20 protein-coding genes and 1 tRNA gene are annotated in these 22,162 nt (G+C 60.6%); 8 read left to right on the top strand and 13 right to left on the bottom strand.

Annotated features, from left to right (window positions below):
* Window positions 1-31: 31 nt before the first annotated feature.
* The 6 genes from AQS8620_RS01085 to AQS8620_RS01060 form a co-directional block, all read right to left on the bottom strand.
* Window positions 32-1,366: a S41 family peptidase gene (locus AQS8620_RS01085; RefSeq protein WP_085834970.1), complete on the bottom strand. Its 1,335-nt coding sequence runs from the start codon at window positions 1,364-1,366 to the stop codon at window positions 32-34.
* Complete coding sequence (locus AQS8620_RS01080) at window positions 1,363-2,508, bottom strand: murein hydrolase activator EnvC family protein (protein WP_085834969.1); 1,146 nt, start codon at window positions 2,506-2,508, stop codon at window positions 1,363-1,365. The genes AQS8620_RS01085 and AQS8620_RS01080 overlap by 4 nt, the downstream gene beginning before the upstream one ends.
* Window positions 2,505-4,031 carry a 2,3-bisphosphoglycerate-independent phosphoglycerate mutase gene (gpmI, locus tag AQS8620_RS01075; protein WP_085834968.1) on the bottom strand — a complete coding sequence of 509 codons (1,527 nt, stop codon included), beginning with the start codon at window positions 4,029-4,031 and terminating at the stop codon, window positions 2,505-2,507. The genes AQS8620_RS01080 and gpmI overlap by 4 nt, the downstream gene beginning before the upstream one ends.
* 134 nt (window positions 4,032-4,165) lie before the next feature.
* Window positions 4,166-4,636: a 23S rRNA (pseudouridine(1915)-N(3))-methyltransferase RlmH gene (gene rlmH, locus AQS8620_RS01070; RefSeq protein WP_085834967.1), complete on the bottom strand. Its 471-nt coding sequence runs from the start codon at window positions 4,634-4,636 to the stop codon at window positions 4,166-4,168.
* The gene (gene rsfS / locus AQS8620_RS01065; RefSeq protein WP_143267374.1) at window positions 4,636-5,007 is read right to left on the bottom strand and encodes a ribosome silencing factor; all 372 of its coding nucleotides are present in this window, start codon (window positions 5,005-5,007) and stop codon (window positions 4,636-4,638) included. Before rsfS ends, rlmH begins: the two co-directional genes overlap by 1 nt.
* 142 nt (window positions 5,008-5,149) lie before the next feature.
* On the bottom strand, window positions 5,150-6,499 hold the full coding sequence (locus tag AQS8620_RS01060; RefSeq protein WP_370737870.1) for a mechanosensitive ion channel family protein: 1,350 nt from the start codon (window positions 6,497-6,499) through the stop codon (window positions 5,150-5,152).
* A 272-nt stretch (window positions 6,500-6,771) separates the two neighbouring features.
* Here AQS8620_RS01060 and leuC point away from each other — a divergent pair, with 272 nt between their 5' ends.
* The 6 genes from leuC (at window position 6,772) to leuB (ending at window position 12,917) form a co-directional block, all read left to right on the top strand.
* The gene (gene leuC / locus AQS8620_RS01055) at window positions 6,772-8,181 is read left to right on the top strand and encodes a 3-isopropylmalate dehydratase large subunit (protein WP_085834965.1); all 1,410 of its coding nucleotides are present in this window, start codon (window positions 6,772-6,774) and stop codon (window positions 8,179-8,181) included.
* A 12-nt stretch (window positions 8,182-8,193) separates the two neighbouring features.
* Window positions 8,194-8,799 (top strand): 3-isopropylmalate dehydratase small subunit, encoded by a 606-nt coding sequence (gene leuD, locus AQS8620_RS01050; RefSeq protein WP_085834964.1) that lies wholly within the window; start codon window positions 8,194-8,196, stop codon window positions 8,797-8,799.
* Window positions 8,800-8,922: 123 nt separating this feature from the next.
* Window positions 8,923-9,435, top strand: coding sequence for an HdeD family acid-resistance protein (locus tag AQS8620_RS01045; protein WP_085834963.1), 513 nt, complete (start codon window positions 8,923-8,925; stop codon window positions 9,433-9,435).
* Window positions 9,436-9,726: 291 nt separating this feature from the next.
* Window positions 9,727-10,572, top strand: a complete 846-nt coding sequence (locus tag AQS8620_RS01040; RefSeq protein WP_234990340.1) for a hypothetical protein — start codon at window positions 9,727-9,729, stop codon at window positions 10,570-10,572.
* 56 nt (window positions 10,573-10,628) lie between these two features.
* Complete coding sequence (locus AQS8620_RS01035; protein ID WP_200809583.1) at window positions 10,629-11,645, top strand: endonuclease/exonuclease/phosphatase family protein; 1,017 nt, start codon at window positions 10,629-10,631, stop codon at window positions 11,643-11,645.
* A gap of 165 nt (window positions 11,646-11,810) precedes the next feature.
* The gene (gene leuB, locus AQS8620_RS01030; RefSeq protein ID WP_085834961.1) at window positions 11,811-12,917 is read left to right on the top strand and encodes a 3-isopropylmalate dehydrogenase; all 1,107 of its coding nucleotides are present in this window, start codon (window positions 11,811-11,813) and stop codon (window positions 12,915-12,917) included.
* Between the two features lie 92 nt (window positions 12,918-13,009).
* On the opposite strand, the gene AQS8620_RS01025 is transcribed toward leuB, so the two are convergent.
* Window positions 13,010-13,330, bottom strand: coding sequence for a hypothetical protein (locus AQS8620_RS01025; protein WP_085834960.1), 321 nt, complete (start codon window positions 13,328-13,330; stop codon window positions 13,010-13,012).
* 127 nt (window positions 13,331-13,457) lie between these two features.
* Here AQS8620_RS01025 and AQS8620_RS01020 point away from each other — a divergent pair, with 127 nt between their 5' ends.
* A complete protein-coding gene (locus tag AQS8620_RS01020; RefSeq protein WP_085834959.1) occupies window positions 13,458-14,426 on the top strand; it encodes a DMT family transporter in 969 nt (322 codons plus the stop codon).
* A gap of 44 nt (window positions 14,427-14,470) precedes the next feature.
* Window positions 14,471-14,547 (top strand) — tRNA-Pro (locus tag AQS8620_RS01015).
* A gap of 135 nt (window positions 14,548-14,682) precedes the next feature.
* Here the strand turns inward: AQS8620_RS01015 and gyrB are convergent.
* The 6 genes from gyrB to AQS8620_RS00985 form a co-directional block, all read right to left on the bottom strand.
* Window positions 14,683-17,100: a DNA topoisomerase (ATP-hydrolyzing) subunit B gene (gene gyrB / locus AQS8620_RS01010; RefSeq protein WP_085834958.1), complete on the bottom strand. Its 2,418-nt coding sequence runs from the start codon at window positions 17,098-17,100 to the stop codon at window positions 14,683-14,685.
* A gap of 105 nt (window positions 17,101-17,205) precedes the next feature.
* The gene (locus tag AQS8620_RS01005) at window positions 17,206-17,826 is read right to left on the bottom strand and encodes a LysE family translocator (RefSeq protein ID WP_085834957.1); all 621 of its coding nucleotides are present in this window, start codon (window positions 17,824-17,826) and stop codon (window positions 17,206-17,208) included.
* Window positions 17,823-18,932 (bottom strand): DNA replication/repair protein RecF, encoded by a 1,110-nt coding sequence (gene recF / locus AQS8620_RS01000; protein WP_085834956.1) that lies wholly within the window; start codon window positions 18,930-18,932, stop codon window positions 17,823-17,825. The genes AQS8620_RS01005 and recF overlap by 4 nt, the downstream gene beginning before the upstream one ends.
* A 39-nt stretch (window positions 18,933-18,971) precedes the next feature.
* Window positions 18,972-20,090 (bottom strand): DNA polymerase III subunit beta, encoded by a 1,119-nt coding sequence (dnaN, locus tag AQS8620_RS00995; RefSeq protein ID WP_085834955.1) that lies wholly within the window; start codon window positions 20,088-20,090, stop codon window positions 18,972-18,974.
* A 168-nt stretch (window positions 20,091-20,258) separates the two neighbouring features.
* On the bottom strand, window positions 20,259-21,671 hold the full coding sequence (dnaA, locus tag AQS8620_RS00990) for a chromosomal replication initiator protein DnaA (protein WP_085834954.1): 1,413 nt from the start codon (window positions 21,669-21,671) through the stop codon (window positions 20,259-20,261).
* Between the two features lie 30 nt (window positions 21,672-21,701).
* Entirely contained in the window at window positions 21,702-22,151 is a 450-nt protein-coding gene (locus tag AQS8620_RS00985) for a rhodanese-like domain-containing protein (RefSeq protein WP_085834953.1), read from the bottom strand.
* Window positions 22,152-22,162 lie beyond the last annotated feature (11 nt).

The raw sequence follows: 22,162 nt of genomic DNA, 5'->3' as shown, positions 1-22,162 counted from the left end.
GCTTGGTTTCAGGCACAAGGCAGCGCGAAGGCTACTCGCCGGTGCGCGAGATCGTGCTCAGACCCTTGAGCAGATCGATGGCATAGGCGAGCTGATAATCTTCGTCGCGCAGCTTGGCAGCCTCTTCGGCGGCGGCCTGTTCTTCGATGATCTGGTTGCGCTCGTCTTCGGTCAGACTGTCGTTGGAAATCGCGCCGCGCAGATCGGCCTCGGAGCGCATGGCGGGCGCGTCCTCTTCGCTGGCATCATCAGGATGAACGGCGGGCTGTTCAACCACGATATCGGGCGAAATACCGAGCGATTGGATCGAACGGCCCGAGGGGGTGTAGTAGCGCGCGGTGGTCAGGCGCATGGCCCCGTCCTGGGGCAAGGGCATGACAGTCTGGACCGAGCCTTTGCCAAAGGATTTCGTGCCGACGATGATCGCGCGGTGATGGTCTTGCAACGCGCCGGACACGATTTCCGACGCCGAAGCCGAGCCGCCATTGATCAGAACGACAATCGGTTTGCCTTCGGCCAAATCACCGACAGAGGCATTCACGCGGTCGCTGTCTTCGGGGTTGCGTCCACGGGTGGAAACGATTTCGCCCTCGTCAAGGAAGGCATCCGACACTTTGATCGCCTGATCCAGCAAGCCGCCCGGGTTGTTGCGCAGGTCAACAACGATGCCGTTGACGTTTTCCATACCGCCGAGCTGTTCCACGCTTTCGCTCAGGCCCGCTTCGAGATTGGGATAGGTTTGATCGTTGAAGGTCGAGACGCGCAAGACAACGGTGTTGCCCTCGACGCGCGAGCGCACGGCCGTCAGCTTGATGGTATCGCGCACGATGGTAATGTCGAAGGGTTCATCGACGCCTTCACGCACCACGGTGATGATGATTTCCGAACCGACAGGCCCGCGCATCAGGTCCACGGTTTCGTCCAGTGTCATGCCCATGACGCTCTCGCCATCGACCGAGGTAATAAAGTCACCGGCCTGCACGCCTGCGATATCGGCGGGGGTGCCATCCATGGGGGAGACAACCTTGACCACGCCTTCTTCTTGCGTGACCTCGATGCCCAGCCCGCCAAACGAGCCGGAGGTCTGCACACGCATATCGGCGGCATCATCGGGAGAGAGGTAGGAGGAATGGGGATCAAGCGAGGTCAGCATCCCGTCGATAGCAGCTTCGATGAGGTCCTGCGCTTTGACATCCTCGACGTATTGCACGCGAATTCGTTCGAACACATCGCCAAACAGGTCGAGCTGATCATAGACCGACGCTTCGTTGGCCGCTTCTTGCGCCAGCAGCGGGCCTGCAACCTGCGTGGTCAGCACAGCCCCCGCCAGCGTTCCGCCGATTGCGGCCATCACGAACTTCTTCATTGGGTCTCTTCTCCTCTCGCAGCGAACCATGTCGCCGGATCCACGGGGTCACCCCCTTGTCGAATTTCAATATAGAGCGTTTGAGTGCGCTCGTCGCCTGTCCCGAGGGTCGCCGCCACGAGAAAAGCCTCCGGATCCAGCGCCGCGCCGCCCATTACGCCAATCGGGGTGCCCGCCGGAATAACCGATCCGATTTCACCATAGACATCCTCCATCCCAGCGAGAACCATGAGAATGTCGTTTCCCGGCTCCAGAATCATCACGTTTCCGTAGTCCAGAAACGGTCCGAAGTAGCGGATCGTCGCGGGCCAGGGCGTGGTCACGAGCGACAGGGGCCGTGTCGCGACCAACCATCCGGGGCGGCGAATGCCTGCGGCATCGGCTTCGTTATAGGCGCGCAACAGCGTGCCATGAACCGGCAAGGGCAGGCTGCCGATCTGGTCTGACAGGGCCGCCATCGGCGCGACGCCTTCGGCTTCGTCGATGTCGGTCAATCCTTCGGCAAAGCCTTTGAGCGTCTCGGCGTTGGAAATCAGCCGCTGCACCCGCGCCCCATCCGCAGCGAAGCGTTGCGGCAGATCGGTGCGGTCGGAAATGGCCTGACTGAGTTCGGTGCGCGCATCCTGCGCCACCCGTAGACCTTCGGCCAGTTGGCGCGCCGCGTCCTGTTGCAGACTGCGCAACATCTGGACCTCTTCAAGCGTCTCGCGCAGCGCCTCGGCCTGCGCCTGGAATGCGGGTGTCACCTCGCTCACCAGCATGCCCGCCCGGGCGGTTCCCACCGGCCCCGAGGGATGCAAAAGTGACAGCGGCGAGCCGGAGGGCAGGTTCATGAGGACGGCCAGAAGTTCGCTGACCCGCGCGCTTTCCGAATTGAAGGCCATCGCAATCGCTGTTTCGCGCAGGGAGGCTTCGCGCAGCCCCTCGCGCATCGCCTCAAGTCCGTTTTCATAGGCGGTGATGGTTTCGGTCAAGGCCCGCACACGGTCCTGAGAGCCATCCGCCGCTTTCATCCCCTCGATCGCCTGCGAAAACTGTTCGACGGCCGTGCGCGCCAAAACCGCAGCCGTGCCGTTTTGCGCCTGCGCCACAGGCGCCAGGCAAAACAGGGTCATCACAGAAAAAAGCGCGGCGCGGATCATCGCAGGATCAGGCTCTTTCCGGTCATTTCCGCCGGTTGCTCAAGCTGCATCATCTCCAGCAAGGTCGGCGCAAGATCGCCCAGACGCCCGCCACTGCGCAGGCGCACCGTCTCGGGAAAGTTGAACAGGGCCACAGGCACTAGGTTGGTGGTATGCGAGGTGTGAGGACCGCCGGTCACGGGGTCGATCATCGTTTCACAATTGCCGTGATCGGCAGTGACGATCATCGCGCCACCCGCTTTTTCCAGCGCCGCCATGACTTTCCCAAGGCCCTCATCGACCGCTTCGCAGGCTTTGATCGCGGCCCCCAGATCGCCGGTATGGCCCACCATATCGGGGTTGGCGAAATTGGTCACGATCAGGTCGTAGCCCTTTTCAATCGCGGCCACGAAACGCTCGGCCACTTCGGGTTCGCTCATTTCGGGCTGCAAATCATAGGTCGCGACATTGGGCGATTTGGGCATATAGCGGTCTTCGCCCTCTTCGGGGGTCTCTTTGCCGCCGTTGAGGAAAAAGGTCACATGGGGGTATTTTTCGGTTTCCGCCAAGCGGAACTGCGTCTTGCCGTGCTGCGCGACCCATGCCCCCAGCGTGTTGACGATTTTGCTCTTGGGGTAGGCGGTGGTCATATAGCTGTTATGGCGGTCGGAATATTCCACCATGCCCAGCAGCGCCGCCCATTCGGGACGCGGGCCGGTCTCAAATCCGTCAAACGCCGGATCACCGATCGCCGCCAGAATTTCACGCGCACGGTCGCCACGAAAGTTCAGGCAAAAGAACCCGTCGCCGTCTTTGGCGCCCTGATAGTCGCCAATGACCGTCGCCTTGATGAATTCATCATTCTCGCCGCGGGCATAGGCCGCGGTGACCGCCGTTTGCGCATCCGGTGCGTTTTGCTGGCCGGTGCCGTTGATCATTGCAGCATAGGCCTGCCCGACGCGATCCCAGCGGTTGTCGCGATCCATCGCAAAATAGCGCCCGATCACAGTGCCCACGCGTGCGCCATCCGGCAATTTGGCAACCAGTTCGGGAATGAAGGTAGCCGCAGAGGTCGGGGCAACGTCGCGCCCGTCCGTAATCGCGTGGATGACAACCGGAACGCCGCGCTCGGCGACCAGTTTGGCGGCTGCAAGCGTGTGAACGATATGACCATGCACACCGCCATCGGAAATGACGCCCATCAAATGCGCCGTGCCGCCCGTTTTTTTCAACCTGTCGCAAAAGGCAAGGATGGCCGCGTTGTCAAAAAATGACCCGTCTTCGATGGCGAGATCGATTTGCCCCAAGTCCATCGCCACCACGCGCCCTGCGCCGATATTGGTGTGCCCCACTTCGGAGTTGCCCATCTGCCCGGTCGGCAACCCCACGTCAGGGCCATGGGTGATCAACTGGCTGCGCGGATAGTCGGCCATAAGACGGTCGAAATTCGGGGTGTTTGCCTGTTTGGGCGCATTGCCTTCAACCTCGTCACGATCCCCCCAGCCATCGAGAATGCAAAGAACAACGGGTTTGGGCGCAGCCATGACAGGATCCTTCGATAACATGTTGCGCCCGTTCTAACGCGCCGCGCGGCAAGGGTGAACATCTTTAACGGGAAATTCCGCGTGAGCGATTGCCGGTCGCGTAAAAAACAGCAGTCTTGTCGTGCAAAACGGCCTTAGACGCGGTGATAGGGCGACTTCGCAAGGATCGAGGCCGCGCGGTAGAGCTGCTCGCTCAACATCGCGCGCGCCAGCATATGGGGCCACACCATCTTGCCAAAGCTGAGGGAAAAATCGGCGCGGGCGCGCAAGTCGGGCGAAAGACCGTCCGCGCCCCCGATCAAAAAGGTGACATCCTGGCGGCCTGCATCGCGCCAGCGCCCGAGCTGGTCGGCAAATTCGGGCGAGGTCAGCACAGCGCCGCGTTCGTCCATCGTACAGATCAGACTGCCGCCGGGGATCGCACGCTCGAGCAGCGCGGCTTCGGCCTCCATGCCGCCGCCTTTCTTGTCCTCGACCTGCGTAACGCTCAGCGGGCCAAGCCCAAGCGCGCGACCTGTCCGGTCGAACCGCTTGGTGTAATCGTCGATCAGCGCCGCTTCGGGGCCGGAACGAAGCCGGCCCACGGCGCAAATATGCACACGCATCAGATTTTCTGGATTTCGGCTTTCGTATCGGTGCCGCTCATCCACATTTGCTCAAGTTGATAAAACTCGCGCACTTCGGGACGGAAAATGTGCACAAGCACGTCGCCGGCGTCGATCAACACCCAATCACCCTGTTCTTTGCCCTCGATGCGGCAAAACAGGCCGAAATCGCGCTTGAGCTGGTCGGACAGCTTTTCGGCCATCGCGCTGACCTGACGGGTCGAACGCCCCGAGGCAACCACCATGTAGCCAGCGATTTCCGATTTACCGTGGAGGTCGATGGTCACGATCTCTTCGGCTTTATCCTCTTCGAGGGATTTGAGGATGAAGTCACGCAGCTGGGCTTCATCATATGCAGAGACGGCGGTCATTGCGACACCCCGGCTTGCGGCTTGTGCGGCACCGTGTTGAACCGCTGACTGGACTTGGGACAGGACATAGTCCTCCTTCGATACGCGCCGTTCAGCCCCGGCACCGGGCACAACTTGAATATAGCATTTCGGGCCTGCCTACTCAACTCTCGCGAGGTCCGGCGGGCGAAACGGTGTCTTTAGGCGCATCTTCGGCGCCTGTCGAGTCCCCTAGAACGCGGACTTCGCGTTGCGGGAAGGGGATGTTGATGCCATGCGCCTGAAATGCATCCCAAAGCGCAAGAAAGACATTGCCACGCACGTTGGTCAGCCCCTCGGTGGGGTCGGTGATCCAGAACCGCAGGACGTAATCCACCGAACTGTCGCCAAAGCCGACAATGTGACAGACGGTCGGGCGGTCCTGACTGACGCGGCGCACGCTTTGCGTGGCCTCGATCGCCACCCGTCGCACGAGGTGGGGGTCATCGCCATAAGCCGTGCCGAAATTGATATCGAGGCGCACATAATTGTTTGAATGCGACCAGTTGACCACTTGGGACGTGATCAGATCTTCGTTCGGAATCAGGTATTCCTTGCCGTCACGCGTCACCACCGACACGTAGCGCGCGCCCAGCGCATTGATCCAGCCAAAGGTTTCGCCCAGCGAAATCACATCCCCCGGCTTCACCGATTTATCGAGCAATATGATGAAACCCGACACGAGGTTGGAGACGACTTTTTGCAGGCCAAACCCGATACCGACACCAATCGCCCCCGACAGGACCGCAAGGCCCGTCAAATCGAAGCCCACCGCCTTCAAGCCGATGAAAAAGGCCGATGCATAGAGGCTGACCTGAAGCACTTTGGTCATCAGGACCCGCATCGAGGGGGAAATATCCTCGTTTTTGCGAATCTGCGCCGAAGCCTGTCCCGAGATCAGCCGCGCCAGCGTGAACAGCAGACCGGTAACCACCAGGGCCTTGCCAACGGACAGGAGCGACAGGCGAAAGGCGCCAAATTCAACCGCCGCGCTGTCAAGCAGGGCCAGCCCCTGATCCAGCCCTCCCAGAAAATAGAGGGTGAAATAGGCCCAAAGCCCCCAGGTCACGATCTTGCGCAACAGGGAATTGCGCACAAGCCGCGCGGCAAAGCTGACGACCACCCAGGCGGTCACCACCTTGGCCAGCCCGGCGATGAGGTAGGAGCGCGAGGGCCATGTGGTTTCGTGCATCACCAGCCAGACCGCCCATAAAATCGCGGCCCAGAAAATCAGCCAAAGCCGCTTTTGCACCGACAAAAGCACGCGCAACTGCCATTTTGGGTGCCCCTCCAGCGTGCGCATCCACTCGCGCATCCTGCCCCCCAGCACACGTCCCGCCCCCAATGCCGCAAGCAGGCACAGCACCATGATCGCGACCTGATAAAGGTTCCACTGGCGGGTCAAATTGGACAACAGGGTCGCGACCTGACTTCCGGTAGAGGTCAAAGCATCGCTTATTTGGGTCGGATCCACGGCGTTCTCCTTGGCTTGCGCCTAGATTTGCACGACCACAGGGGCCGCGACAACCGCGCAATCACCTTGTCAGACTCGCTGCAAAGGTCTACATCCAGCGCATGGAACGTGTTTTTGATATGGACGACCGGTCGCGCCTGCCTTGGCGCTTCTTCGGTGCGACGCTGACGGTTCTCGCCCGACTTTGACGGCGCGCGCCCTTTTGGCGTGTCCCGTACGGACCGCCGCACAAACACGACACCCTTTCATCAGAACATCCACGGGAGAGCGAAATGACCGCCCCGAAGACACTCTACGATAAAATCTGGGACGCCCATGTGGCACATGAAGGCGATGATGGCACTTGCCTGCTCTACATCGACCGTCACCTCGTCCACGAAGTGACATCGCCGCAAGCCTTTGAGGGCCTGCGCCTGGCGGGCCGCAAAGTGCGCGCGCCGGAAAAAACAATTGCCGTGCCCGACCACAACGTGCCGACCACTCTGGACCGCGTGTCCGGTGTGATCGCCAACGAGGAATCGCGCATTCAGGTCGAGGCTCTCGACAAGAACGCCAAGGATTTCGGCGTCCACTACTACCCCGTCTCTGACGTGCGTCAGGGCATCGTGCATATTGTCGGCCCCGAACAGGGCTGGACATTGCCCGGCATGACCGTCGTGTGCGGCGACAGCCACACCGCGACCCACGGTGCCTTCGGGGCCTTGGCCCACGGCATCGGCACCTCCGAAGTCGAGCACGTTCTGGCCACCCAAACGCTGATCCAGCGCAAGGGCAAGAACATGAAAGTGGAAATCACCGGCAAGCTGAAACCTGGCGTGACCGCAAAAGACATCACCCTGGCGGTGATCGGTGAAACCGGCACCGGCGGCGGCACTGGCTACGTCATCGAATATTGCGGCGAAGCCATTCGTGATTTGTCGATGGAAGGCCGCATGACCGTCTGCAACATGGCCATCGAAGGCGGCGCGCGCGCAGGTCTGATCGCACCGGATGAAACCACATTCGCCTACGTCAAAGGTCGCCCGCACGCCCCCAAAGGCGCGCAATACGAGGCCGCTCTGGCATGGTGGAAAACGCTCTACACCGACGAAGGCGCGCATTTCGACAAGGTCGTCACCCTCAAGGGCGAAGACATCCAGCCCGTTGTGACCTGGGGCACCTCCCCCGAGGACGTGCTGCCCATCAGCGCTGTCGTGCCTGCGCCCGAAAGCTTTGAAGGCGGCAAGGTCGAAGCGGTGAAACGCGCGATTGCCTACATGGGTCTCGAAGTGGGTCAAAAGCTGACCGACATCAAAATCGACACCGTGTTCATCGGCTCTTGCACCAACGGGCGGATCGAGGATCTGCGCGCCGCGGCGGCGATCCTCAAGGGCAAAAAGGTCAAAGACGGGATGCGGGCGATGGTTGTCCCGGGGTCCGGCCTTGTGCGCGCCCAGGCCGAAGAAGAGGGCCTCGCCCAGATCTTTACCGATGCCGGTTTTGAATGGCGTCTGGCGGGCTGTTCCATGTGTCTGGCGATGAACCCCGACCAATTGGCCGAGGGCGAGCGCTGTGCCTCGACATCCAACCGCAACTTCGAAGGCCGTCAGGGCTACAAAGGCCGCACGCACCTCGTGTCGCCGGCTATGGCTGCTGCTGCCGCGCTCACCGGTCACCTGACCGACGTGCGCGAGATGATGTAAGGAGAGACGACAATGGAAAAGTTCCAGAAAATCACCGGCGTTGCCGCTCCGATGCCGCTTGTGAACATCGACACGGATATGATTATCCCCAAGGTGTTTTTGAAAACCATCAAACGCTCGGGCCTTGGCGCGAACCTGTTTGACGAGATGCGTTTTGACCGTCAGGGCAACGAGATCCCCGATTTCGTCCTCAACAAGCCGCAGTACCGTGACGCTGAAATTCTCGTCGCCGGTGACAACTTTGGCTGTGGCTCCTCGCGTGAACACGCGCCTTGGGCGATCCGGGATTTCGGTATCAAATGCGTGATTTCCACCAGCTTTGCCGACATCTTTTTCAACAACTGCTTCAAGAACGGCATTCTGCCGATCGTGATGCCGCAGGAGGTTGTCGACACGCTGATGGCCGATGCTGAAAAAGGCTCGAACGCGCGGATGACCATCAATCTGGAGGCTCAGGAGGTCACCACCTCTGACGGTCAGGTGTTCGAATTCGAGGTCGATCCGTTCCGCAAGCATTGCCTGCTCGAAGGTCTCGATGACATCGGTTTGACGCTGGCGCATGAGGCCTCCATCGACATGTTCGAAGAAGCCGCCGCACAATCGCGTCCCTGGGTCTAAAGCGGCCCCGACACTTCGGCGCACAAACGCGTTAAACATCCAAACGGCGGCCTTTTACGGGTCGCCGTTTGTGTTCTGGCCCCTATCTACTGGGCAAAGGTTTTAAGAAATGCAGGTTTTGATATGAAAAATTGGACACTCATTATGGCCCTCGGGCTGTTGACGCTGGTCTTTGGTGTCGCCGCAATCGCCAATTCGGTCGCCGCTACGCTGACCGTCACGGTCTTTTTGGGCGTCCTGTTTGTTTTTGCCGGTGCGGTGCAGGCCTATGCCGCATTTCGCGGGCATGCCGCCGAGCACCGCCTGGCCTCGATCCTGTGGGGCATTGTGATGTTGGCCATCGGCGTGTCGTTTCTGGCCAATCCGGTCGAAGGCGCGCTGTCGCTGACGGTGGTGTTGCTGGCCTTTCTGCTGGCCTCCGGCGTCATCCGGCTGATCATCGCATGGAAGATGCGCACAACGCCCTATTTCTGGGGCATGCTTGCCACAGGCACGATCACCGTTTTGCTGGGCGGCTACCTCGCTGCGAATTTTGGCGCGGCCTCGCTCGCATTGATCGGATTCTTGTTTGGAATCGAGCTGTTGATGTCTGGCGCGGGCCTGATCATCCTTGCCGTCGCTCTGCGCAAATCCTGAATCACCACGCCGCAGCTTTGCGCCTCTAGTATCCCGATGGGCCCCACAACATAGATATTGTGTGGAGCCCTTATTCTGCCATGTCCGCAGGCTGCAATGATGCAAAGTGGCACCAGTTTGTCCACGAAACCGCCCCAATCGGAGCGTTAACCTTAAGCAATGGTTGATGACATTTCCGAAAGAAGGCACAAATTGGGCAATATTGAGGCAGCTCGTCACATTTGGCGAGGTCAAGTTGGAACAAGGGCGCGGCATCGCATCGCATCCGTCCAAGTTGAGGAAACGATTGCAGTGTTTAACCGCTATCTCGGCGCATTGGTGCGGGCATTCCTGGTGATGCTCTTGGTCGCGACCCCTTCGGTCGCGTTGCCGAATGTCACATCTGACAGCGGCCAGATTGTCGCGTTGGTCGCCCTGTTTGGCGGGGCGCTGACCTTTTTCGAATATACCTCCGCCTATCCCAGCCTTGTTGAGTTTCGCGATGCACCGCCCTTTAACCGCATCCGCTATGTGTCACTGCTGATCACCTTGTTGATCCTCTCGGCCATCTGTCGCGGCATCTCCCAGCCCACCGGATTTACGGAATTTCTGACCGCTTTCGGCGCGCTCGTGGGGTATATTTGCGATTTCCCCTATTCGCCCGTGCGTTTGATGACCCAGCTTTTGCCCGCCAACGCCCCCGCTGGTGACATCGCGCTGGTGCGGATTACCGCCAGCATGGCCTATATCATTTCCCTGCTCTCGCTCTTCGTCTTCGTCTCATCGCTCACGCTGCGCCAGTGGCCGTCGCGTTCGGGGGCCTTCAATGTCTGGATCAACCTCCCGACCTTCGATCCGACTGCCGGCGGGGATGTGGTTCAACGGCTTACCCGCGATGCGCGCTTCAACATTGCCATGGGGTTTTTGCTGCCCTTCCTTGTGCCGGCCTTTCTGAAGGCGGCTGCAAGCATCTTTGACACCACGACACTCACGAATTCTCATTCCCTGATCTGGACGGTTGCTGCATGGGCCTTTCTTCCTGCCTCCCTATTCATGCGCGGCATCGCAATGAGGCGGGTGGCGGATATGATCGCCCAAAAACGGCGCGCCACCTATGCCGCCGCCGAACACGATCCCCGCGAAGTCTATCCCGCCTGATCGCGCTCTGCGCTCTCTGCCTCCTGCCCTGCGGCACGCAGGCCCAAGACCTGCGCGTGGCGCTGTGGACGGTGGAGTTGACGCGGCGCGGGCCGGGGTTGCTTTTGAACGACATCCTCAAAGACGATGACGACCAGATCGCGGCTGTCGCCGCGGTGATCGCCCATGTTGATCCGGATGTGTTGCTGCTGACGGGGATTGATTTCGACACCGACCTGTTTGCGCTGCAAGCGCTGGCGGCGCGGATTGCGCGCGAAGGTCCGTCCTATCCGCATCTGTTTGCCCGCCGCCCCAACACCGGCGTGGCATCGGGCCGTGACCTCGATCACGACGGGCGCGCAGGCGAGCCGCAGGATGCGCTGGCCTACGGGCGCTTCGCAGGGCAAGGCGGCATGGCGCTGCTGTCCAAACTCCCGATCCGCGACGGGCAGGCGCGCGACTTTACCGCGCTTTTGTGGCGCGATGTGCCCGAGGCCGATCTGCCGGCGGGGTTCTACGATGCGGGTGATCTCGACATTCTTGCGCTTTCGAGCGGCGGTCATTGGGATGTCCCGCTGGACTGGAACGGCACGCCACTGCACATCCTTGCCTATGCCGCCACAACGCCGGTCTTTGACGGCCCCGAAGATCGCAACGGCAAGCGCAATGCCGATGAGACACGGTTTTGGATGCACTATCTTGATAGCCGGTTCGACAGTGCGCCGCCGCAAAATTTCATCCTGATGGGCGACAGCAACCTTGATCCATTTGATGGCGAGGGCCAGCGCGGCGTGATGCGCGCGCTTTTGGACGATCCCCGCCTGCAAGACCCCGAACCCCGCTCGCGGGGCGCGCACCGTGCCGCCAATCCCGACCAGCACGGCGATCCCGCGCTGGATACCGCCAATTGGAACGAGCCCACCCCCGGCAACCTGCGGGTCGATTATATCCTGCCCGCCGCACAGTTCAGCGTGACCGACGCGGGGGTATTCTGGCCGCCCCCCGAAGACCCGTTGCGCGCATTGATCGGTGCGGATGGCACCCGCGCCTCGCGTCACGCGCTGGTCTGGGTGGACCTTGCACCGCTGCCCTAGCCCCGCACCTGCCCCGCGCTGTTTCAGCATTGGCCCCGCATTGACCTCGCGCCCCGCGCCGCGACCTTGACGCTGTGCCCGCAAGCCGTTACGCCACCTCGAACCTTTTTTCCAAGGCCCGAAAGCCCCGTGGCGGGGTGGGCGCAGACGAGGAACGTGACTGACATGAGCAACCCTTCCCTTCTCATTCTCGCAGGCGACGGCATCGGCCCCGAAGTCATGGGCGAAGTCGTCAAAATCATCGACTGGTACGGCGAGAAGCGCGACCTCAAGTTCGACGTGTCCCACGACCTCGTCGGCGGCGCGGCCTATGACGCGCACGGCACGCCGCTGACCGACGAAACCATGGCCCGCGCGCAAGACGCCGATGCTGTGCTTTTGGGTGCCGTTGGCGGCCCGAAATACGACGTTCTGGATTTCTCGGTAAAGCCCGAGCGCGGTCTGCTGCGCCTGCGCAAGGAAATGGACCTATTTTCCAACCTGCGTCCCGCGCAATGCTTTGACGCGCTGGCGGATTTTTCGTCGCTGAAAAAAGACGTGGTTGCCGGTCTGGACATCATGATCGTGCGCGAATTGACCTCGGGTGTCTATTTCGGGGAACCGCGCGGTATTTTCACCGAAGGCAACGAGCGCGTCGGGATCAACACCCAGCGCTACACCGAGTCAGAAATCGCCCGCGTCGCCCGTTCGGCGTTCGAACTGGCCCGCAAGCGCGGCAACAAAGTCTGCTCGATGGAAAAAGCCAACGTGATGGAATCGGGCATTCTGTGGCGCGAAGTGGTCACGGAAATTCACGCCAAGGAATACGCTGACGTCGAGCTGTCGCATATGTATGCCGACGCGGGCGCGATGCAGCTGTGCCGCTGGCCCAAACAGTTCGACGTGATCGTGACCGACAACCTGTTCGGCGACCTTCTGTCGGATGCGGCGGCGATGTTGACCGGTTCGCTCGGGATGTTGCCCTCTGCCTCGCTCGGTGCGCCGATGGCCAATGGCCGCCCCAAAGCGCTTTACGAGCCCGTCCACGGGTCTGCGCCCGATATCGCGGGCCAAGGCAAAGCCAACCCCATCGCCTGCATCCTGTCCTTCGCCATGGCGCTGCGCTATTCCTTCGATGAGGGCGAAGAGGCAACCCGCCTTGAAAGCGCGATCGAAAAAGTGCTGGCGGATGGCGTGCGCACGGCAGACCTGCTTGGCCCCGAAGGTGGGTCGCCGGTGTCGACCAGCGAAATGGGCGACAAGATCGTCGAGGCGCTGAACGCCTCGCTTTAAATAGGGTGGGGCGCTGAACGCCTCGCTTTAAAACGGGCGGGGCCTTGGCCCCGCTTGACCGCACGGACAGTGGCCTGATCGAAGACAGCTGCCTAGTCGAACAGGTCGAACACATCCTCGGCAAGATCAAAGAAGCGGCGCGCTTTTGTGGGCCGCTTTTTCTTTTTTCCCGCCTTTTTTGCCGCTTTGAGCGCGGATTTGAGATCCTGCGCACCAGACACATGCTCGGCCCCTGTGCCTGCGCCATGCCCGCGCTTGCTCGCTTTGGCATGATCGCTGCGCAGATGCTTCATCATGTTGATCGGCGCGCCACAGGTCCCGCAGGACAGGCTATGGCGCGTGGTGCCGCGCAATTCGAGAACGGACTGGGTGCCGCAATAGCAGCAGAGGGCGGTCTTGTGTGTCTGGGTCATTGCTGACATCTAGGCGAGGCGCGCGACAGGTTCAATCTTGGCCATAAAACATTAATCTGCCCGTGCCAGATTGAAGGCTTGATCCCCCATCGCAATCAGTATTGCCTGACCCCGAACACAAGCGGAGATGTCCCCGATGAATGCCAAAGGCGCCCTACTCGCATTGCTGGCTTTTGCGATTTACGCGACCCATGATGCGGTAATCAAATTCCTTGGCGCAAGCTACTCGCCTTTCCAGATCATCTTTTTCTCGTCGCTGCTGGCCTTTCCAATGGTCACTTTCCTGCTGATGCGCGATGCGACACAGGCCAACCTGCGCCCTGTTCATCCCTGGTGGACCGGCCTGCGCACGATTTGCGGCGTGATCACGGGTGTCTGTGCCTTTTACGCATTTTCCGTGCTGCCCTTGGCAGAAACCTATGCGCTTTTGTTCGCACAACCTCTGATCATCACCGTCCTCTCGATCCCCGTGCTGGGCGAAAAGGTCGGCGCACATCGCTGGGGGGCGGTCGTCGTCGGCTTGATCGGTGTGGTCATCGTGTTGCGCCCGGGCGGTCAGGCGCTGGAACTGGGGCATATCGCAGGGGTCGCCGCCGCCGCTTTCGGCGCGCTTGGCGCGATCATCATCCGCAAGATCGGCGGCGAGGAACGCGCGGTGGTGCTGATGCTCTACCCGCTTGCCGCGAACTTTTTGCTGATGATCGCGGTGCTGCCCTTCGTGTACGAACCCATGCCTTTGCTGGATCTGGGCGGCGTCGGTGTGATCGCGCTGTTCAGCCTGACCGCTGGTCTGATCCTGATCATGGCCTACAAGAATGCAGAGGCTGCCATCGTCGCACCGATGCAATATTCGCAGATCATCTGGGCGACTGTCTTCGGGTTTTTGTTCTTTGGAGAGTCGCTGGACGGGCCGACTGTTCTGGGCGCGGCCGTCATCATTGCCTCGGGCATGTACATCGTCTTTCGCGAAAGCGCGGGACCCTCGACCAACACACCCGTTTTGCGCACAAAGTCGCGGGGCTATTCGCCCTCGGGCTTCAGGATCGGCGCAATTGTTCGACTGCGCCGCGAGAAAGAGCGGCGTGAGGCGCAATAGCGCTTGCCAAAAGCGATGCGCGGCTTTAATTCCCACGCCACGGTCGGGCTGTAGCGCAGCCTGGTAGCGCACCTGCTTCGGGAGCAGGGGGTCGGAGGTTCGAATCCTCTCAGCCCGACCAATTCCATCATAGTTGCACAAGCACTCCGCCCCTTGGGGCGCGGTGCTTTTGTGCGTTTCGCGTCTTGTGCCTCGGGCCATGCAACAAAAATGGCGACCCGCAGGCCGCCATTTTACATCGCAGTCGCGAGGTGCGTTACGCGTCGAGGTTTTCGACGTTCAGGGCGTTTTCCTGAATGAACTCGCGGCGCGGCTCCACGACATCGCCCATCAGCTTGGTGAAGATATCATCGGCTTCAGCGATATCCTCGACCTTCACCTGCAACAGCGTGCGCGCTTCGGGGTCCAGCGTGGTTTCCCAGAGCTGGTCGGGGTTCATTTCGCCCAAGCCCTTGTAGCGCTGCATGGAAAGGCCTTTTTCGCCCTCTTCCAGAATAGCATCCAACAGATCGACAGGGCCGTGAATGAGGGTTTCGCGATCCTTGCGCACCAGTTTCGCGGGGTCACGGTAAATGCCGTTCGTGGCCTCGACTTCGCGGTTGATCCGGCGGGCTTCCCCGCCGCGCAAAATAGCCCCGTCAAGCGTGCGGACCTCTTCCACGCCGCGCAACACGCGGGTCAGGCGAATGCCGATGTCCTGCGTCGGGCGACCGGCCCAGCCGCGTTCGTATTCAACCGCGATTTGATCCAGACGCTGCGCGATCGTATCGGCGGTGCCTTGCAAATCCGCATCCACGCGACCGGGTTCAAAGGCACCCGACAGTGCAGCTTGTTCGACGATGTGACGGGGGTAATGCGTTGGGAAAGCGTCCAGAATCCGGCGGAATGCCCGCGCACCCTCGACCACACGGGCCAGATCGGCACCGGCGATCTCTTCGCCGTTTTTCAGACGCAGCACCGCGCCATCGACGCCCTGTTCGATCAGATAATCTTCCATCGCGGCCTGGTCTTTGAGGTAGACCTCGGATTTGCCCCGCGCCACCTTGTAGAGCGGCGGCTGGGCGATGTAGAGATAGCCGCCCTCGATCAATTCCGGCATCTGGCGGAAGAAAAACGTCAGCAACAGCGTGCGGATGTGGGCGCCGTCGACATCCGCATCGGTCATGATGACGATCTTGTGGTAGCGCAGCTTTTCGATCTTGAACTCGTCACGCCCAATCCCGGTGCCCAGCGCCATCACAAGGTTGCCGATTTCCTGCGATCCGAGCATCCGGTCAAACCGCGCGCGCTCGACGTTCAGGATTTTCCCCTTGAGGGGCAAAATCGCCTGTGTCTGACGGTCGCGCCCCGTTTGGGCCGAACCGCCCGCGGAATCCCCCTCGACGAGGAAGACTTCGGTCAGTTCGGGGTTCTTTTCGGAACAATCCTTGAGCTTGCCCGCGAGAAAATTCACATCCATCGCCGATTTGCGCCGCGTCAATTCACGCGCCTTGCGCGCAGCCTCACGCGCCATCGCCGCTTCGACGATCTTGCCGACGATCATCTTGGCCTCATTGGGATGCTCTCCGAACCATTCGGTCAGCTTCTCGTTCACAAGGTTCTCGACGGCGGGCCGCACCTCGGACGACACAAGCTTGTCCTTGGTCTGGCTGGAAAACTTCGGGTCCGGCACCTTGACGGACAACACACAGGTCAGCCCTTCGCGCGCATCGTCGCCGGTAAAGGAAATCTTTTCCTTCTTGGCGATCCCGCTTTCTTGCGCGTAGCGCGTCAGGGTGCGGGTCAGCGCACCGCGAAAGCCCGCGATATGGGTGCCGCCATCGCGTTGGGGGATGTTGTTGGTAAAGGGCAGGACGTTTTCGTGGTAACTGTCGTTCCACCACATCGCCACCTCGACGCCGATACCGTCCTTTTCGCCTGTGACGAAAATCGGATCGGGAAACATCGGGGATTTGGAGCGATCGAGGTATTTGACGAACTCGCGCACGCCGCCGTCATAGTACAATTCGGTTTTCAGCGGCTCGGCGGGGCGTTCGTCGATCAGGATGATCCGCACGCCGGAATTGAGGAACGCCAGCTCGCGCAGACGTTTTTCCAGAATGTGGAAGTCGTATTCGAGGTTCGAAAAGGTCGTCGTCGAGGCGAGAAACCGCACCTCGGTGCCTTTTTCGCCGTTGGCATCGCCCACGACCTCAAGATGTTTGACCGTGTCGCCGCGTTCAAAACGCGCGATGTGCTCTTTGCCTTCGCGCCAGACCCGCAGTTCCAGCCAGTCCGACAGCGCATTCACGACAGACACGCCAACGCCGTGCAAACCGCCCGACACTTTGTAGGAATTCTGGTCGAATTTCCCACCCGCATGCAGCTGGGTCATGATGACTTCTGCGGCCGAAACGCCCTCTTCCTCATGGATGCCCACGGGAATGCCGCGCCCGTTGTCGCGCACGGAGATAGAGGAATCCGAGTGTATTTTCACGGTGACAAAGTCTGCATGACCCGCAAGCGCTTCGTCGATGCCGTTGTCCACGACCTCATAGACCATGTGGTGCAAACCGGAGCCGTCATCCGTGTCCCCGATATACATGCCAGGACGCTTGCGAACGGCCTCCAAGCCTTTGAGAACCTTGATGGAATCTGCGCCGTAATCAGCGGGCTGTTGCGCGGTATCGGACATGGGAGCCTTCCTGCTTATTCTTGCAGGATTTATACCGCTTTACGGGGAGATTGTCACGCTTCTGACACAAGATTTAGGGGTTTTGCGCCGGCTGCCGCCCAACACTCAGGTGAAGGGAATAACCAGCCCCACAGCGATCATCAAACCGCCCGCAATCAGGTTCATTTTGCGCATGGCGCGCGGTGTCGTGAGGATGCGCCGCACGCGATGCACAGAGCCTGCAATGATCAGGTTGCCACTTAGCGGGACAAGGCCCGAAATCGCGCAGATCACGATAATGTCGGGGGTTTTGAGACTGCCCAGATCAAAGAACCCCGGAAGGATCCCCATGTAGAACAGGATGGCCTTGGGATTGCCGATGATCACCGCCAAACCCGCCAGAAATCCCGCCAATCGTCCCGGACGTGTGAGGGAACTATCGGAGGAAATGGTGCGGTCGGCCTTGCGGATCAACATCACCCCCATAAAGAGAAACATTGCCGCCGCCACGAAGCGCATGATCAACAGGAAATGGTCAAAGGTGCTGACCAGCCATGTGACCCCGAGAATGGCCAGCAGCGGCCACATGATGTCACCGATCACGACCCCCAAGGCCAAGGGCCACGCGGATTGGAACCCGCCCGACAAGGAACGCGCCAGAATCGCGATCCACACCGGCCCCGGTGTGAGAAACAGCACCATCAAACCCGCCATGTAGAGGCCGGCATCAATCCATGAAATGGTCATTCAATCTTCCCGATGGTGGACAGGCCCGCCGTTTCACTGACTGCATAGGCATCGGCACGTGTCCCGAATTCCGCAAAAAGTTCCGGCCCCGTGCCGGTCATAAACGCCTGCGCCCCCAGCGCGACAATTTCGTCATACAGCGCGGCGCGCCGGTCGGCGTCAAGATGGGCTGCGACCTCGTCGAGCAGGTAAATGGGCGGCGCGCCGAAATCCTGCGCCAGTGCCCGCCCGTTGGCGAGGATCAGCGACACCAGAAGTGCTTTTTGCTCGCCGGTCGAACATTGGGCCGCCGCCACGCCTTTGGCCGTGTAGGTGCCCGCCAGATCCGCGCGATGCGGCCCGATCAGCGTGCGCCCTGCTGCCAGATCACGCGGGCGCATGTCGCGGTAGGCCACCAGCAGGTCCGCCTCCGTTTGGGGCAGGGGTAAATCGTCGGAAGCCACCAACGACAGGCTGGCCGCCGGAAAGGCGGTTTGTGCGCCCTCCTGAGCTTGCGACAAGCGGGTAAGCGCGGCTGTCCGGTTGGCCATGATCGCCGCGCCTTCCTTGGCCATCTGCGCCTCAAGCGCGGTATACCAGGCCGCGTCGCGCACCATGTCTTTGAGCAGGCGGTTGCGTTCGCGCATCGCCTTTTCATAGGCCACGGTTGCCTCCCCATGGCGCGGCTCGAAACTCATCACCATCCGGTCGAGAAACCGCCTGCGCCCCTCTGCCGCTTCGATCCAAAGCCGGTCCATCGCGGGGATCAGCCAGACAATCCGCGCAATCCGCGCCAAGGCGAGCTGCGGCGCCGCCTTACCGTCGATCCGCACAGAGCGCGCGGCGCCCGTATCCGCGCGGGTATCGACATCGTGGTGCTGATGCAGCGACACAAGAGAGGCCGCAACTTTCCAGCCCAGCGCTTCGGGCCGGCGCGCGATTTCATCCGCCCCCGCACGCCGCATCCCCCGCCCCGGAGACAGCATCGACACCGCTTCGAGAATGTTGGTTTTGCCCGCCCCGTTTGCCCCCCAAATGGCAACAGGCCGCCCGTCCAATTCAAGACGGGCGGCCCGGTGTGAGCGGAAATGGGACAGGCTCAACTCTTCAAGATAGAGGCGGCCCATGCCGTTTCCTTCAGGCTTCGACGTATCAACAAAGGCGCGTTACACGCGCATCGGCATCACGACGTACACAGCGGAGGTATCATTGCCTTCGCGCATCAGGGTCGGATCGCCAGCGGAGTTGAACAGGAACACGGCATTTTCGCGGTCCACTTGGCTGGCAATTTCCAGCAAGTATTTGGCGTTAAAGCCGATTTCGAGATGTTCGTCACCGTAGGCCACGGCAAGTTCCTCGACCGCCGCGCCGCTGTCGGGCGCATTCACCGAAAGCGTCAACTTATCCTCGTCGAGCACCAGTTTGACCGCGCGCGAGCGTTCCGACGACACGGTGGCCACACGGTCCACAGCCTTGGCAAATTCCGAGGCGTCGACTTCGAGCTTGCGGGTGTTGCCCATGGGGATCACGCGCGTGTAGTCGGGGAAGGTGCCGTCGATGACTTTCGAGGTCAGATTCAGGTTCGGGGTCGCAAAGCGGATCTTCGTTTCCGACACGGAGACCGCGATGGTCATGTCGTCGTCATCCAGCAGTTTGCGCAATTCACCAACGGTTTTGCGCGGCACGATCACGCCGGGCATTTCCAGTGCCCCATCGGGCAGCGCCGCATCGATCCGCGCAAGGCGGTGCCCATCGGTGGCCACACAACGCAGCATTTTGCCGCCATCGCCATCGGCGATGTGCATGTAAACACCGTTGAGGTAGTAGCGGGTTTCTTCCGTGGAAATCGCGAATTTCGACTTGTCGAACAGGCGGCGCAGCACAGGGGCGGGCACCGCAAAATTGGACGCATATTCCGCCGAGGCCATCACGGGGAAGTCCTCTTTGGGCAGGGTTGCAAGGTTGAATACCGAGCGGCCCGCTTCGACCGTCAAACGTCCCGCTGCGCCATCTTCGCTCAGAACGACAAGCGCACCATCGGGCAACTTGCGCACGATTTCATGCAGCGTCACCGCAGAAACCGTCGTGGCGCCGGCGCGCTCGACCATCGCGGGGACCTTGTCGACCACTTCGATGTCGAGATCGGTCGCGCGGAAGGACACGGTGTTGCCTTCGGCTTCGATCAGGACGTTGGCGAGGATCGGAATGGTGTTCCGGCGCTCGACGACCGATTGTGCTTGGCCGACCGCTTTCAATAGCGCGGCGCGTTCGATGCTGATTTTCATACCACCCTCGTCTGGACACATGCAGGGGCGGTGAAGGTACCCCATTCACCGTCCCGTGCAAGACATTGTTTCGAAAAACTGTTGACGGCTCGCGCGACCAGCGTCAAGGCCTCGCCCCGCCCGTGGCTGTTGCGCCTCACAACCGTGCTGCGCAGGCCACGCAATCGCTCACGCTTCAAGCGCGCGGCGCAGCATTTCCAGATCTTCGGCGATCTGGTTGTCGAGACCCTTGAGTTCCTCGATCTTTTTCACACCATGCATGATCGTCGTGTGATCCCGCCCGCCAAAACGGCGCCCGATTTCAGGCAGCGAACGCGAGGTCAGATGTTTGCTCAGGTACATCGCGATCTGGCGCGGGCGGGCGATCGAGCGCACCCGCTTGGGACCGATCATGTCGCTGAGGCGGATGTTGTAATGCTCGGACACGCGGCGCTGGATTTCTTCCACCGTCACCTTGCGATCCGAGGCACGTAGAATATCGGCCAGACAATCCTGCGTTTGCTCCATCGTGATTTCACGTCCCACAAGGGAGGCAAAGGCAAACAGACGCTGCAACGCACCCTCAAGGACGCGCACGTTGTTGGAAATGCGCTGCGCGAGGAATTCAAGCACCCCGTCAGCGATTTGCAGACCCGGGTACTGCAGGCGGAAGGTGTCGGCCTTGGATTGCAAAATTCCGAGGCGCAATTCGTAGTCGGTCGGGTGCAAATCAACCACCAGACCGCATTGCAGGCGCGACTTGATCCGCTCTTCAAGGTCCTTGATTTCACCGGGCGCGCGATCTGCCGAGATGATGATCTGCTTGTTCTGATCCACCAGCGCATTGAAGGTATGAAAGAATTCTTCCTGCGTGGAATCCTTGCCCGCGATGAACTGGACATCATCGACCATCAGCACATCGACCGAGCGAAAGAGCTGTTTGAAATCCATCATCTGACGATCCCGCAGCGCTTGCACGAAACGGTACATGAATTGCTCTGCCGACAGGTAGACGACGCGCAGCTCGGGGCTGCGGATTTTCAATTCATGGGCAATGGCGTGCATCAAGTGCGTCTTACCCAACCCCACACCGCCGTATAAAAACAACGGGTTGAAGGTCACAGGACCGCCCTCGCCAACGCGACGCGCCGCAGCATGGGCCAATTCGTTGGGCTTGCCGACGACGAAGCTGTCAAAGGTAAAGCGCGCATCAAGCGGCGCACCGGGCAGCTCGCCGTCAAGCGCACCCGCGACAGGTTTTGCAGGCTCGCTGGCAGCAACCCCAACAGCACGCGGCGCCGGAGCGACAGGAGCCTGCGCCTGGGGCGCCGCGCCTGCCACGGCTTGTGCCGCAGGGCGCTGGTTTGCCACCACAAGGTTGAGGCGGCTCGCGGTCGCATCATTCATGTGCAGATGATGCAGGATCACGTCGGAAAAATTGCGTGACACCCAGTTCGCCATAAAGCTCGTTGGCACCGAAAAGGTAGCAACGCCTTGTTTTAATTCGATGAACTCAAGAGGTTCAATCCAGTTTGAAAAGTTGTTCCGCCCGACAGTATCCAACAATTCTGATTTGACCCGTCCCCAGGTGTCGTTCGTCATATCAATTTTCGGCCCAATTATCGTTATTGTTTAGGACTGACGCCAAGCCAGCCCGCGGGACTTCCAACCGTTGGTGGTGCCCCGATGTTTTTGCCCATCAAGATCGCCTTCGAAACCTTCGGCCACATTCAGACACTCAACCTCGATCCCCTTCTGAGCGAAGTGATCCAGAACAAGCGCTGCAGCACTCAGGGAACGCGCCCCCGAACGGCACAGGAACAGAAACTTTGAGGGGATATGCCCCGCCAAAGCCTCTTCGACCTCTGCCGCAAACCGCGCATTCTTGGACATCCCCGGAAACCCCGCCCATTCTACGCACACAAGCGAATGGCCAAGTCCGGTCAGATCAGGAACGCCAACAAAGCCCCATTCCGCCGACGTGCGAACGTCGATCAGCCTTGCGTCTGCATCTTCAGACAAAATCTTCCATGCATCGGAGGGATTAACCTCACCGATGACGGGGCTGGCGCCCTTATTCATAACATGTCCCC

This window comes from Aquimixticola soesokkakensis (assembly GCF_900172375.1).
Classification (GTDB): Bacteria; Pseudomonadota; Alphaproteobacteria; order Rhodobacterales; family Rhodobacteraceae; genus Aquimixticola; species Aquimixticola soesokkakensis.
The sequence above is the reverse complement of the archived record's forward strand: the minus strand, read 5'-3'. Positions and strand labels throughout refer to the sequence as shown.

Excerpts from the sequence above, each read along its gene's own strand:
- AQS8620_RS01085 (WP_085834970.1), bottom strand. The coding sequence starts at position 1,366 with ATGAAGAAGTTCGTGATGGCCGCAATCGGCGGAACGCTGGCGGGGGCT.
- AQS8620_RS01080 (WP_085834969.1), bottom strand. The coding sequence starts at position 2,508 with ATGATCCGCGCCGCGCTTTTTTCTGTGATGACCCTGTTTTGCCTGGCG.
- gpmI (WP_085834968.1), bottom strand. The coding sequence starts at position 4,031 with ATGGCTGCGCCCAAACCCGTTGTTCTTTGCATTCTCGATGGCTGGGGG.
- rlmH (WP_085834967.1), bottom strand. The coding sequence starts at position 4,636 with ATGCGTGTGCATATTTGCGCCGTGGGCCGGCTTCGTTCCGGCCCCGAA.
- rsfS (WP_143267374.1), bottom strand. The coding sequence starts at position 5,007 with ATGACCGCCGTCTCTGCATATGATGAAGCCCAGCTGCGTGACTTCATC.
- leuC (WP_085834965.1), top strand. The coding sequence starts at position 6,772 with ATGACCGCCCCGAAGACACTCTACGATAAAATCTGGGACGCCCATGTG.
- leuD (WP_085834964.1), top strand. The coding sequence starts at position 8,194 with ATGGAAAAGTTCCAGAAAATCACCGGCGTTGCCGCTCCGATGCCGCTT.
- AQS8620_RS01045 (WP_085834963.1), top strand. The coding sequence starts at position 8,923 with ATGAAAAATTGGACACTCATTATGGCCCTCGGGCTGTTGACGCTGGTC.
- leuB (WP_085834961.1), top strand. The coding sequence starts at position 11,811 with ATGAGCAACCCTTCCCTTCTCATTCTCGCAGGCGACGGCATCGGCCCC.
- AQS8620_RS01025 (WP_085834960.1), bottom strand. The coding sequence starts at position 13,330 with ATGACCCAGACACACAAGACCGCCCTCTGCTGCTATTGCGGCACCCAG.
- AQS8620_RS01020 (WP_085834959.1), top strand. The coding sequence starts at position 13,458 with ATGTCCCCGATGAATGCCAAAGGCGCCCTACTCGCATTGCTGGCTTTT.
- gyrB (WP_085834958.1), bottom strand. The coding sequence starts at position 17,100 with ATGTCCGATACCGCGCAACAGCCCGCTGATTACGGCGCAGATTCCATC.
- AQS8620_RS01005 (WP_085834957.1), bottom strand. The coding sequence starts at position 17,826 with ATGACCATTTCATGGATTGATGCCGGCCTCTACATGGCGGGTTTGATG.
- recF (WP_085834956.1), bottom strand. The coding sequence starts at position 18,932 with ATGGGCCGCCTCTATCTTGAAGAGTTGAGCCTGTCCCATTTCCGCTCA.
- dnaN (WP_085834955.1), bottom strand. The coding sequence starts at position 20,090 with ATGAAAATCAGCATCGAACGCGCCGCGCTATTGAAAGCGGTCGGCCAA.
- dnaA (WP_085834954.1), bottom strand. The coding sequence starts at position 21,671 with ATGACGAACGACACCTGGGGACGGGTCAAATCAGAATTGTTGGATACT.
- AQS8620_RS00985 (WP_085834953.1), bottom strand. The coding sequence starts at position 22,151 with ATGAATAAGGGCGCCAGCCCCGTCATCGGTGAGGTTAATCCCTCCGAT.